This window comes from Empedobacter sp. UBA5987, assembly GCF_002429865.1.
Taxonomy (GTDB): domain Bacteria; phylum Bacteroidota; class Bacteroidia; order Flavobacteriales; family Weeksellaceae; genus Empedobacter; species Empedobacter falsenii_B.
Genome location: NZ_DJBB01000048.1, coordinates 15,067 through 27,086, shown reverse-complemented (window position 1 = coordinate 27,086; position 12,020 = coordinate 15,067). Strand labels below are relative to the sequence as shown.

14 protein-coding genes are annotated in these 12,020 nt (G+C 30.3%); 9 read left to right on the top strand and 5 right to left on the bottom strand.

From position 1 onward, the window contains the following. Positions 1–143 precede the first annotated feature (143 nt). The 5 genes from B3J26_RS08090 to B3J26_RS08070 all read right to left on the bottom strand — a co-directional run bounded on the left by B3J26_RS08090 (position 144) and on the right by B3J26_RS08070 (position 5,243). Positions 144–1,706 carry a M20/M25/M40 family metallo-hydrolase gene (locus B3J26_RS08090; RefSeq protein WP_291074097.1) on the bottom strand — a complete coding sequence of 521 codons (1,563 nt, stop codon included), beginning with the start codon at positions 1,704–1,706 and terminating at the stop codon, positions 144–146. A 128-nt stretch (positions 1,707–1,834) separates the two neighbouring features. Beyond that, positions 1,835–2,185 (bottom strand): hypothetical protein, encoded by a 351-nt coding sequence (locus B3J26_RS08085; protein WP_291074096.1) that lies wholly within the window; start codon positions 2,183–2,185, stop codon positions 1,835–1,837. A gap of 921 nt (positions 2,186–3,106) precedes the next feature. Further along, positions 3,107–3,532, bottom strand: a complete 426-nt coding sequence (locus tag B3J26_RS08080; RefSeq protein WP_257468096.1) for an Hsp20/alpha crystallin family protein — start codon at positions 3,530–3,532, stop codon at positions 3,107–3,109. Positions 3,533–3,729: 197 nt separating this feature from the next. After that, positions 3,730–4,521 (bottom strand): S1/P1 nuclease, encoded by a 792-nt coding sequence (locus B3J26_RS08075; RefSeq protein ID WP_125350365.1) that lies wholly within the window; start codon positions 4,519–4,521, stop codon positions 3,730–3,732. Positions 4,522–4,586: 65 nt separating this feature from the next. Further along, positions 4,587–5,243, bottom strand: coding sequence for a hypothetical protein (locus tag B3J26_RS08070; protein WP_291074093.1), 657 nt, complete (start codon positions 5,241–5,243; stop codon positions 4,587–4,589). 236 nt (positions 5,244–5,479) lie between these two features. Between B3J26_RS08070 and B3J26_RS08065 the strand changes: the two genes are divergently transcribed. The 9 genes from B3J26_RS08065 (at position 5,480) to B3J26_RS08025 (ending at position 12,008) form a co-directional block, all read left to right on the top strand. After that, positions 5,480–5,821 (top strand): PadR family transcriptional regulator, encoded by a 342-nt coding sequence (locus B3J26_RS08065; RefSeq protein ID WP_125350363.1) that lies wholly within the window; start codon positions 5,480–5,482, stop codon positions 5,819–5,821. After that, on the top strand, positions 5,814–7,610 hold the full coding sequence (locus B3J26_RS08060) for a PspC domain-containing protein (protein ID WP_291074091.1): 1,797 nt from the start codon (positions 5,814–5,816) through the stop codon (positions 7,608–7,610). Before B3J26_RS08065 ends, B3J26_RS08060 begins: the two co-directional genes overlap by 8 nt. Before the next feature lie 147 nt (positions 7,611–7,757). Further along, complete coding sequence (locus tag B3J26_RS08055) at positions 7,758–8,318, top strand: 1-acyl-sn-glycerol-3-phosphate acyltransferase (protein ID WP_280049834.1); 561 nt, start codon at positions 7,758–7,760, stop codon at positions 8,316–8,318. 3 nt (positions 8,319–8,321) lie between these two features. Then, positions 8,322–8,744 carry a PaaI family thioesterase gene (locus tag B3J26_RS08050; RefSeq protein ID WP_125350361.1) on the top strand — a complete coding sequence of 141 codons (423 nt, stop codon included), beginning with the start codon at positions 8,322–8,324 and terminating at the stop codon, positions 8,742–8,744. After that, a complete protein-coding gene (locus B3J26_RS08045; RefSeq protein WP_291074088.1) occupies positions 8,737–9,759 on the top strand; it encodes an isochorismate synthase in 1,023 nt (340 codons plus the stop codon). The genes B3J26_RS08050 and B3J26_RS08045 overlap by 8 nt, the downstream gene beginning before the upstream one ends. A gap of 94 nt (positions 9,760–9,853) precedes the next feature. Next, positions 9,854–10,687, top strand: coding sequence for a 1,4-dihydroxy-2-naphthoyl-CoA synthase (locus B3J26_RS08040; protein WP_114999699.1), 834 nt, complete (start codon positions 9,854–9,856; stop codon positions 10,685–10,687). A gap of 94 nt (positions 10,688–10,781) precedes the next feature. Beyond that, positions 10,782–11,537, top strand: a complete 756-nt coding sequence (locus B3J26_RS08035; RefSeq protein ID WP_312149366.1) for a prolipoprotein diacylglyceryl transferase — start codon at positions 10,782–10,784, stop codon at positions 11,535–11,537. Then, positions 11,534–11,767 (top strand): hypothetical protein, encoded by a 234-nt coding sequence (locus B3J26_RS08030; protein WP_225539258.1) that lies wholly within the window; start codon positions 11,534–11,536, stop codon positions 11,765–11,767. The genes B3J26_RS08035 and B3J26_RS08030 overlap by 4 nt, the downstream gene beginning before the upstream one ends. 10 nt (positions 11,768–11,777) lie before the next feature. Next, a complete protein-coding gene (locus B3J26_RS08025) occupies positions 11,778–12,008 on the top strand; it encodes a hypothetical protein (protein ID WP_221854865.1) in 231 nt (76 codons plus the stop codon). Positions 12,009–12,020: the final 12 nt, after the last annotated feature.

Sequence of the window (12,020 nt, the reverse complement as noted above, 5' to 3'; positions counted from 1 at the left end):
ATTTAAAGCCTATTTCTTAATTCCATAATATCCATGACTTCTTTTATAGAAGAAGAATATAAAATTGAGTTTAAAACAAAAGAATAAATTTAGAGTAAAATCAAAAAGTCCAATGAAAAGTGGACTTTTTATTTGAAAATATCTTATTTTAAATAAGTATCAGAATTTCTTGCCGGGCTTTTAACCTCTGGCCATTCTTGCTGTTTTCCGTCTCTACCATTAGGTAAAATACGACGCTCACGACTTACTAAATCTTTTTCTTGATCTGCCATCATCGTTAAAGTAGCACTCAAAATTGCATTCGTTTGTACTTCTTCAAAAACGATTTTATCATACGTATCTTTGTTTGTGTGCCAAGTATACGTACCGTAACCCCAATTTAATGAACTAAGTCCGAAAGCTGGCGCTCCTGCAGCGATAAAAGATGCATGATCCGATCCTCCACCACTTGGCATTCCAGGGAAATCTGTCTTGATTTCTTTCGTAATAAAATTAGGAACAGCTTGTAACCAGCGCGTCATGTATTCATATGATTTTTCAAAACCAGATCCATTGATGTTTACTACACGTCCTGTTCCATTATCTTGGTTAAATACAGCTTGAGTGTTTTTAATAATTTCTGGATGATCTTCTACAAAAGCACGAGAACCATTCAATCCTTGTTCTTCACTTCCCCATAAACAAATCAAAATTGTACGTTTGTTATTTGGGTATAATTTTTTGATTGTACGAATTGTTTCCATCATTGTGATAGTTCCAGTTCCGTTGTCTGTCGCTCCTTGCGCTCCATCCCAAGAATCGAAGTGAGCAGAAAGAATAATGTACTCGTTTGGTTTTTCTTTTCCTTTAATTTCTCCAATAATATTGAATGTTTTCGCAACTCCATTGTGTTTAGATTGTGCATTAACAGTCAATTTTGGAGCAGTTCCATTTTCAGCTAAACGATATAACATTCCGTAATCTTCATTCGAAATATCTAACATTGGGATAGTTTTCGTTTTTGCACCAAAAATTCTATTTGCTCCCATAATTCCTGTCCAATAAGAAATTGCAACCGCTGCAGCTCCATTTTTCTCAAAAACTTCTGGAAGTGTATTGTTGTTGTAACCTGTCACTTTTATAGAATTTGCCCAAGCTTCGGCTTCAGCTTTTCTTGTTTCAGTAACTTTTTTATACAAATCCTCTAAACCAAAATCTTTGTATTGATAATCAGAACGTCCATATGATTGGTTTTGAGACATCAAAACAACTTTTCCTTTTACAGAAGGTAACCACGCATCAAATTCGGCTTTTGTTTTGAAAACTGGCATTGCAATAGCATCTGCATTCACAGCTTTTTTAGTTGATGGTGACCATGCTAATTGCGTAGCTTCGATAGATTTTGCTCTTGGATACGTCATATCAACATGCGTTATTCCGCGCTCCCATGCTTTCCATGTTCCATAATCTTCACGGCGTGCATCAATTCCCCAAGATTTCAACGTTTTAATTGCCCATTCTCCTGCTTGATCCATTTGCGGAGTTCCTACTAAACGAGGTCCGATTCCATCTAATAATTCGTGCGAAATTTTCTTCAGCTGCGAATTATTTTGAATTTCGGTTACAAAACTTTGTACAGTTGGATCTAATTTCTCTTGTGCTTGCGCATGCACTGCAATAGAGGATAATACGATTGTAGAGTAGGTTAATGTGTTAATCAATTTCATAATTAAAGTAATTTCGTGTGATAAATTTTACAAATTAGGTCTAAAATAGAATATTTTGTGAAATAAAAAAAGACATCCGTAGATGTCTTTCATGTATTTGTGTTTTTTTGAAAATATAATATTGTTTTTTAATTATCTTTCATCTTAATGAATCGATTATTTTGCAGCACAAATATTTTATCAGGGTTATACGCATGACTCTTTTTTGATTCTTCATTTAATGGAAAAACCGTAATTGCTAAAACAGGAAAATCATTGAAACTAAATATTTGTAAATTAATATTTTTATACAAATATTCGTCCTGAGAAAAATTCGCATCAAGTAAATTGTAATAATTAATCAGTTCAACATCGCTCATTATACTTTCGGTCAAATTTTCTGGATGATAACCAACAAATAATAAACCTCCTTGATCATGCAGCATTGCATAAATATTTTTTTCAATTTCTTTTGGACAATTCTTTTCTAAAAACTTCACATAATCAAATTTTTGATAATGAAAAAGATGGTCATAAAGACACTCTAAAAAAAAATCGTTGTTCGAGATATTGTTAACAAAAAATTGTCTTGTCTTATTTTTCCAAAGAAAAGGCGTATCAATAATTCTAAATCTTGTTTTATTTACAGATAAATTAGTAAGATCTGGCTTATACAATTGAATAGAATTTCTAATCGAATAACCAAGAGATCTCAGTAATTTATATTCGATTATTAAATGATTAAGTTGTTCAGAATAATTAATTTGTTCAGAGTTTTTTAAAGAATAAATTTCATATTCGTTGTCTTTTTTTAAAGTATCGAAATCTTCATTTAAAACAAAAGACAAACTAATTCCGTAAGGAAAAATAGTTTCATTTGGAGTGATAAAAATAGCTTCTTGATTAATTAGTTTTAAGCATTTGTAATTATTTCCGTTAGGAAAATTGATTTTCAGTATTTATTCGATCAATTGTTTTTGGTTGAATGAAATTGCTTTCAATTTGTAGCAAACCTTCATTTGAAATAATTTCGATGTAATTTTAAGAAAACTAAAAGCATCCAACCTGTTTTTTAATCCATTATCCGAATTAAATTCAGTGATTTGAAATTCTTTTGAGCTTGTGCAAAAACGTGTTTTTACAACATAAGTTATTGTAGATAAAATGTTTTTGTGCATAGTTAAGTTTTAGTCTTTTGTAAATGTAAAAGATTAGTTTTTAATAATTTTAACTAAAAAACACTTTTTTATAAAAATTATTAAGTGTTTTTGTTAAGAACTTTTTCATTCCGCTTTCGATAAAATAGTCACTTTTTTTAACATTGTTTTTGAGGAAATGATAAAATTATAAATTTGATTTAAACAAAAAATCCTCAACTCCGAAGAATTGAGGATTTAATAACCAACTAAAATTAACTATATCTATGAAATTTGTATGCTACGTTTTTCTTTTGGTAAAGCTTCTTCTTTCTTAGGTAGAACTAATTGCAAAATTCCGTTTACATAAGAAGCTTCTATTTTATCTTCGTTTATGGTTTCTGGCAATGTAAATGCTCTTCTGAAGCTTGAAAAATTAAATTCTTTTCTCGAAAATTTTTCTTCTTTTACTTCTTCATTTTGTTTAAATTCTGATGAAATTTTCAAAATATTTTCATCAATTTCAATAGAGAAATCTTCTTTGTTTAAACCTGGTGCAGCTAATAAAATCTCGAAACTATCTTCATTTTCTTTGATATTTACTGCAGGAAATTGATTTTGAGAATTTACAAAAGTTTCAAACTTTGGACGCATTGCATTTTCAAATCCAAATGGGAAATAATTTGCTCTATTTTTTCTTGCTGTGTTCATGTCTTGTATGTTTAAATTTTTGATTTCATTGTTCATGTTTTCACTTTATTCAAATTATGTGCAAATCGATATTGTAAGACAAAATGACTTGTTTTTACTGTTTTTAAATGTCAAAATGGCTGAAAATTTAAATTTTGAACATAAAAAAATCCTGAAAAGTCATTTTCAGGATTTGTACATCTTGGTTAAGATTCTATTTATTTATAAATTTCGTCTAAAACTTTTGCTAAACGTAGACCGCCTTTTAGCATTTGATCTTCGATCGTTTTTTTGTTGTCAAAATGGTAACGGTAACCTAATTTATCGTCCATTTTAACACCTGCGTAAATTCTGTTTGCAATAATATAAGAGCCGTAAATCCAATCAGCAAAAGTTCCTTCTTGCATTGTTTTTTGTTGTTCTTTCGTTGCAATATCCAGTAAATTAGAATATTCTGTGTAAGAATAGTTTTCGTAATCTACCAATTTAGAATCCCAAACTGTGTGGATATTTACTTTATCACGGAACCATTCAACTTTGATACGATTTCCTCCCAAATCATCTGGACGACCAACGTGAAGTGGTTGATGTGCATCACCAAGAATGTGAATCAAGAAATATAAATCGTGTTGTTTTTGCTCGATTGTAAGGTTTTTATTGTTTTTTAATTCATTCATTAAAAACAAACCTTTTTTGTACATGTTTTCATCTGAAGTTTGCTCTAAAGCAGCATCAAATTGTTGACGATTTAAATCTCCAGGTATGTTAACATAGTGATAAGAATCTGCATGTTTCCAAGAATCATCAGACTTGATAAAATCTGGCCAGTTTGCCCAATAAGCTAACTTTTGAGGACCAATAATTTTTGTAATTTCTTTACGAGTTTTCTTGCTAATGTGTTGTTCTGCAATCTGAGAAACCACTCGGTGACCTGTTAATCCCCAAGCTAAAGCACTTTCTGAAGCTAAAAATGCACCTAAAAGCATTGCACTTCCTATAATTTTTTTCATTGTGTGAGCTCGATTTTTGACAAAGGTAAGGAAAGTTAATTATTGATGAATTATGATTAATGCTATTAAAAAAAAGTTTGATTATATATTAAAGGAAATAATTCTAAATCAAAAGGATTAATAGTATTTGTACAAAAAGTAAGTGGTAAATCTTCGTAAGTAATCAAGCACCAACTTAAATCATCGGGAAAAAGAAAGGAATTAGAATCGAAATCTGAGTTTTTCTGAAAATCAAGATATTCTGAAATTAAAACATTACTATTCCTTTGCTTATAATTTTCTTCCCAATAAAATTCCTCGATATTGCTGATATATAAATGTAAGGTTTGAGAATTTATTATTTTATTTAATCCTTTATCTATACAATCAATTGTTTGATTATCTAGAAATTCAATTGCTGGATTATCTTTAAAATTGTCTAAAATATTTATATTTTTTTCAAGTTTAAGTTTTTGAGAAAGTTCATCAAGATTTATTTCTCTGTAAAGATTACTTTTTTGAGGATTAAGAAATAATTCAAATTCTCTTTCAATTTTTATTCTTTGATTAATATCTTCTATGGTCGAGTTATTTAAAGGATATTTTTCGAAAGGAAAATTATTTATAATTCCAATTTTCCAATGAATCATATAATAATGTTTAAATAAATCTGGAATAATATCGGTTAACGATTCTATATTTTCGTTGTTTTTATAATCTTTTATCCAAGAGAATTGATCCATAATTAGCTTTAATTATTCTCTAAATTTAATGAAAATCATCTTTAAAATGTTCATTTTTTATAGATTTTGAAATTTTTTAAAAAAAACTTTAAAAAAATATTAATTTAATAAACCTCGATAAACAGACAGATTGGTATGTTTTTATTTATAATACTAAAAATAATTTAGTACTTTGTTTTGCATAATACTGAAACTTTTATATATATTTGTATAACAAAATAAAACAAGCCGTTCTTATGAATATAGAGAAAACAAAAGTTCAGATGCGAAAAGGTGTACTGGAATATTGTATTCTCAGCATTATCAAAAAAGGAGATGCGTATGCATCTGATATCATAGACGAATTGAAAAAAGCAGAGATGATTGTTGTTGAAGGAACATTATATCCGCTTTTGACAAGACTTAAAAATGATGACCTTTTACAGTATCGCTGGGAAGAATCAACGTCAGGACCACCTCGCAAATATTATGCACTTACAGAGTTAGGTGAAAATTTTTTAAAAGAATTAGCTGAAACTTGGGAACAGTTAATTGAAGCCGTGAATAAAGTAACCACAGAAACGCAGAAAAATGGATAAAACAGTATCAATAAGTATAGGAGGATTTTCTTTCGTGTTAGACGAAATTGCCTATAATAAATTAAAGACCTATTTACAAGATGTAAAAACTTCTTTGAGAGGTACGGAAGGTGTAGAAGATATTATTGAAGATGTAGAAATCCGTATTTCTGAATTATTTCGTGAACGATTAAAATTTAGAGAAGTCGTAAACGAAGATGATATCAATTTTGTAATTGCTACGATGGGACATCCAGATCAATACAAAGTTGAAGAAGATGAAGAGAACGAAAGAACGTCTACAAATTCATCATACAATTATTCGTCAAATAATCAATCGTATGGAGGACAACAAACAAGTGCGAAACGTTTGTACCGCGATCCAGATGATACAATTGTAACAGGATTATCTGCTGGTTTGGCGCATTATATGGGCGTTGATCCTTGGTTTGTACGTTCTATTTGGTTAGTTCTAGGAGTTTTAGGAATTTTCACAGCAGGTGTATCATTTTTCTTAGTGGTGTTCTGTTATTTTATCTTGTTAATTTTTGTTCCAAAAGCAAAAACAACATCAGAAAAGTTACAGATGTACGGACAACCAGCAAACATTGATACATTAAAAAAAAATGTAGAACAAGCTAGTGAAGCTGTTGTAAGTGGAAGCAAAGAATTAAGTAATAAATTAGGCGGAGCCTTTGGGGTTTTTGGTCGAATTTTACTTTGGTTCATCGGATTTATCATTCTAAGTTCAGGAATTGGATTAATCATTGGAGGATTCTTTTTCTTCTTTACAACTTGGACAGAAATGCCAACAGAATTATTCGGTTATCTTGTAGAAGAGGAATGGATGAGTATGGCAGCCAAAATATTTGGAGGAATATTAATGGTAATTCCAGGTGTTTTATTGACAATTTTAGGTGTAAAATGTTTCTGGAGTAAAGTTAAAGTAAGCAAAGCAGTTATCTTTGGATCAATCGCTCTTTGGTTTGTTGCATTATTTGCAATCATCGGAATTTCGGTAAGTACAGCAAGTAAATTTAGAAACTCAGTTGAAATGACTCAAGAAAAAAGTTATGTTATTCCTTCTGATACGTTACAAGTTTATTTTAGAGAAAATAATGAAGGCAATTTAAAGTTCAAAACTTTTAACGATTTAGATCAATTAATTGATGCTGATGGAAACTTAATCATTCCAATTGATGATATTTTTGAGATTGAAGAAAGTACAGACGATAAACTTCATGTTCAAGTAACTTATTCTTCTAAAGGAGGAAGCAAAGAAGAAGCAAAACGCAATTTAGAAGCAATTAGATATAATTACGAATTAAATGGAAATAAACTTTATTTAGATGAGTTTATTAAAATTCCTAAAGATGGTAAATTTAGAAATCAAACGGTTGATATCAAATTGTATGTTCCTAAGAACAAATTAATTCACACGAATAACACTGATCGAATAACAATTATTAATAATGATAATGATCGTGATTATTTATACGATTTGAAGAATAAATTTATTGGATATAATGGAAAAAAATTCGTATGTTTGAATTGTCAAAAAGATTCAGATTCTGAGGACGATATTAATCTTGATTCAGAGGATGTAAACATAAATTTGAATGACGGAAACGATTCGGCGAGAGTTAGAATTGATAAAAATGGTATTCGTGTCGAAAGTAAAGACGGTTCAGTAGGACTAAATTTACCAAGAACTGAAAACAAAAAAGAAAAATCAAACCAAGAAATACACTATAAAGATGATACAGATTCTATTAACATTAACTACAGAAATCATTCAAATAATCGTTGATTTCTTTGCATAGACTTAGGAAGTATTTTAATTAATAATATTCAAAAAGAGACATTTCATTTCGGAATGTCTCTTTTTATTTTTGGTTACATTGACTAATATCCGTTTCGAGTTTTGTATGTTTGCAAATGCATAAAGCATCATTTTATGAAAAATTTTTTAGGTAAACTTTTGTACTCATTAGGAGGTTGGAAATTAGATAATCATCTCGATTTATCAAAAGTAGATAAATGCGTTTTGGTTTGCGCTCCGCACACTTCCAATTGGGATTTTTACTACACTATTTTGGCTTTTTGGCAAATGGGAATTCCAATGAAAATGTTTATCAAAGATGCTTGGACAAAGCCTTGGTATGGATATTTTATCAAGAAAATGGGCGGAATCGGAATTGATCGTTCTCAACGACATAATATGGTTGATTTTGCTTCAGATATTTTAAAAAAATCAGATAAATTATATTTAATCAATACACCAGAAGGAACACGTTCTCGTGCAGAAAAATGGAAAAATGGATTTTTCTATATCGCTCAAAAAGCAGATGTTCCGATTGTTTTGGCTTATTGTGATTTCAAGAAAAAAAGAGCTGGAATTTCAAAAATTGTTGAAACAGAAAACAGAACTTTAGAAGATGTGATGGATGAAATTCAAGATTTTTACAAAAATGTTACGGCAAAACATCCAGCACTTTATAACCCAAAAATACATTAAATCATGAACGAACAAGATATTTTACAGAAGTTCAACGAAATGTCGAAAAATACATTACTTGAAACTTTAGATATAGAATTTACGGCAGTTGGAGAAGATTTTTTATCAGGAAAAATGCCTATTACGCCTAAAGTTCATCAACCATTTGGGTTATTGCATGGAGGTGCTTCTATCGTTTTGGCAGAAACGTTGGGAAGTACATTGTCAAATATTATTTTACATTCGGATGATTTTGTGGCGGTTGGTCAACATGTTGACGCAAACCATCTTCGTCCAAAAAAGGAAGGAACAATTTTTGGGCATGCAACAGTCGTAAAACAAGGTCGTACTTCGCATTTGATTAAGATTGAAATCAAAGATGAAAACGATAAATTAATCTGTTATACACATTTAACAAACGCTATTATTTCTAAAAAACATGTTTAAAAAATTTCAAGATAAACTTGAAAGATTAATTCAGAATCAAGAACCTTTTCTTCTTTTTAGAAAACCAAATTCTACACAAGTGGAGTTGTGGGAAAATAAAAATTTCGAATCGGATAACAAGTTTATTTGTAATAGTTTCGATAATACAAAATTGGTTGAATTTAATGATGATGAGGTTATAGATATTGGAATAAATGAATTACCAAATTTTGAACTTTCTTTACCAGAATCAGATCAAAATGAAGCAATTTCGTATGAAAATTATATTGATTTAATTCAAAAAACAGTTGAAGAATTACAAAGTGATTCACCAACTAAAAAAATTGTAATTAGTCGAATCAATTCACTTCCAGAAACGAATATTAATTTAGTTGAAACTTTCAAAAATTTACATCAACATTATCCAAATGCCTATGTGTATTTGCGATTTGATACAGAAGAAGGTTGTTGGATTGGAGCTTCGCCAGAGCTTTTATTAAAAGAAAATAATCAATTTATACAAACTGTTTCTTTGGCTGGAACAAAAGCAAAAGAAGATGAATGGACGGAGAAAGAATATCACGAACAACAAGTAGTAACTGATTATATTTCGTCAACTTTAGAACCTTATACTTCTTACATTGATGTAGACGGACCATTTTCGGTAAATGCAGGATTTTTTGAACATTTGAAATCATTTATTTCAGCTCAATTAAAAGACAAATCTCAGCTGTATGACTTGTTGAAAGCTTTGCATCCAACGCCTGCTGTAGGAGGAATGCCAAAGGATCTGTCAAAAGATTTTATTCTCGAAAACGAAGGCTATAATCGTACTTTTTATGCAGGTTTTATGGGCTTTCAAAATAAAACAGAATCGGAGTATTTTGTTAATCTTAGATGTGCAAAAATCTATTCTAATAAAGTAAATTTGTATGTAGGAGGAGGTATTATGCCCGATTCTATTCCTGAATATGAATGGCGAGAAACAGAACTGAAATCAAAAACAATAGGTGAATTGTTGGTGAAATCAAATTAAAAAATAACTTATAGTTTTATTAACTTTATTCTTAATTAATAGAAAAGCCTTAATTTCGAAAAGTTAAATTTTTAATCAAAAAACAAAATATATAATGGCAACAATCAATTGGCAAACGGTAAAGGAGTACGAAGATATCACGTTCAAGAAATGTGATGGTGTAATGCGTATTGCGTTTAATCGTCCTGAAGTTCGTAATGCATTTCGTCCAAAAACTGTTTTCGAATTATTAGATGCTTTTCAATTAGCAGAAGAAGACCGTGAAGTTGGTGTAATTTTATTGACAGGAGAAGGACCATCTGCAAAAGACGGTGGTTGGGCTTTCTGTTCTGGAGGAGATCAACGTGTTCGTGGTGCAAAAGGTTATGAAGGACAAGATGGTGTTGGACGTTTGAATATTTTAGAAGTTCAGCGTTTGATTCGTTTTTCGACTAAAGTTGTTGTGGCTGTAGTAAACGGTTGGGCAGTAGGTGGAGGACATTCTTTGCACGTGGTTTGTGATATGACATTGGCTTCTAAAGAGCACGCAATTTTCAAACAAACAGATGCTGATGTAGCTTCATTTGATGGTGGTTATGGTTCGGCTTATTTGGCGAAACAAGTTGGTCAAAAACGTGCGCGTGAAATCTTTTTCTTAGGATTGAATTATTCTGCACAAGAGGCTTACGACATGGGAATGGTGAATTTAGTTGTTCCGCATGACGAGTTAGAACAAGTTGCTTTTGATTGGGCACAAGAGATTTTAACAAAATCGCCAACAGCAATTAAAATGTTGAAATATGCATTCAATTTGGTAGATGATGGCTTAGTTGGACAACAAATTTTTGCTGGTGAAACAACACGTTTTGCATATGGTACAGAAGAGGCTGTAGAAGGTCGTAATGCATTCTTAGAAAAACGTCCAAGAGATTTTTCAAAATTTAGATAAGAAAATTTTCAAAATATAAACGAAAAGCGATGTTTAACATCGCTTTTTTTATTTCTATAAAATCAATTACTTTTACTCAAAACCTAATTAATTTGTGATAATAGATTTTCCTATATCCATTGAAATTTTTGGACACTCAGTCTTAGTTCATCCTATTCTCGAATCGGTCGGAATTTTTATTGCGATGCGTTATTATGAATTTCTACGAAAACGAAATAAATCAAGTTTATCGACAATACAATCGTTTAGTATAATTATAGGCGCTTTAATTGGTGCACTTTTGGGATCTAAAATAATTGGAACATTAGAAAATCCGCAAGCTCTTTTGGATGCAAAAAATCCTTTTCTCTTTTTCTGGACAAGTAACACAATCATAGGTGGTTTAACCTTTGGTTTAATTGGTGTAGAACTCACAAAAAAGATAATTGGTCACAAAGAAAGTACAGGAGATTTGATTACTTTTCCTTTGATTTTAGCGATGATAATTGGACGAATTGGTTGCTTTTTAACAGGCATTTATGAACAAACATATGGAATAGAAACAACATCTATTTTCGGAATGGATTTGGGCGATGGATTGTTGCGTCATCCCGTTGCGTTGTACGAAATTGTTTACCTTCTTTTGCTTTGGATAGTTTTGAAGATTATTCAGAAAAAATATATTTATCCATCTGGTTATCTCTTTCAAGTCTTTATGCTGGTTTATTTTTTATTTCGTCTTTGTTTAGATTTTATCAAGCCAATTCATCCAATTTTTTTAGGTTTAAGTTCTATTCAAATTACTTGTGTTGGTGTTATTTTTTATTATATCTTTAAGTTATTACAAACTCAACCTAAATACATAAAATGATCTACGCAGTTATTTTTGCAGAAGGCGGTCTTGGAAGTGATTTTATTTATATTATCATTGCGATTTTGTTAGTGATAGCAATTATTTGTGGTGCTGTTGGTACATTAATTTCACTAATTATTAACTCAATTTCTGGACATAAAAAAGAATCAAAACACTATCTCATGGTTTTTGGAGTATGTGCGTTGATTACGCTAGTTATTTCGGGAATGGTTTGTGGTGGAATGTAAAACCTAGCCAATGTTAGCAGTTATTTTTGTGCAACAATTTATTCATACAGATGATATTGTTCTGTTTTTATTACTTGTAGCATTTATTGGTGCAGGTCTTATTTCTCTTATTAGTTTAATTTATCAATCAATTCAGAAAAAAATAAATATACAACGATTAGTGATATTATTTTTTGGATCACTTATAGGATTGTTTTTATTATTTATAGTTTTAATCTATCTTATTTTTGATGGATATTAAGTACTTAAAACT

Coding starts and splice junctions, on each gene's coding strand:
- B3J26_RS08065 (WP_125350363.1), top strand. CDS start 5,480: ATGAATATAGAGAAAACAAAAGTTCAGATGCGAAAAGGTGTACTGGAA.
- B3J26_RS08050 (WP_125350361.1), top strand. CDS start 8,322: ATGAACGAACAAGATATTTTACAGAAGTTCAACGAAATGTCGAAAAAT.
- B3J26_RS08030 (WP_225539258.1), top strand. CDS start 11,534: ATGATCTACGCAGTTATTTTTGCAGAAGGCGGTCTTGGAAGTGATTTT.
- B3J26_RS08080 (WP_257468096.1), bottom strand. CDS start 3,532: ATGAACACAGCAAGAAAAAATAGAGCAAATTATTTCCCATTTGGATTT.
- B3J26_RS08055 (WP_280049834.1), top strand. CDS start 7,758: ATGAAAAATTTTTTAGGTAAACTTTTGTACTCATTAGGAGGTTGGAAA.
- B3J26_RS08090 (WP_291074097.1), bottom strand. CDS start 1,706: ATGAAATTGATTAACACATTAACCTACTCTACAATCGTATTATCCTCT.
- B3J26_RS08045 (WP_291074088.1), top strand. CDS start 8,737: ATGTTTAAAAAATTTCAAGATAAACTTGAAAGATTAATTCAGAATCAA.
- B3J26_RS08060 (WP_291074091.1), top strand. CDS start 5,814: ATGGATAAAACAGTATCAATAAGTATAGGAGGATTTTCTTTCGTGTTA.
- B3J26_RS08070 (WP_291074093.1), bottom strand. CDS start 5,243: ATGGATCAATTCTCTTGGATAAAAGATTATAAAAACAACGAAAATATA.
- B3J26_RS08040 (WP_114999699.1), top strand. CDS start 9,854: ATGGCAACAATCAATTGGCAAACGGTAAAGGAGTACGAAGATATCACG.
- B3J26_RS08075 (WP_125350365.1), bottom strand. CDS start 4,521: ATGAAAAAAATTATAGGAAGTGCAATGCTTTTAGGTGCATTTTTAGCT.
- B3J26_RS08025 (WP_221854865.1), top strand. CDS start 11,778: ATGTTAGCAGTTATTTTTGTGCAACAATTTATTCATACAGATGATATT.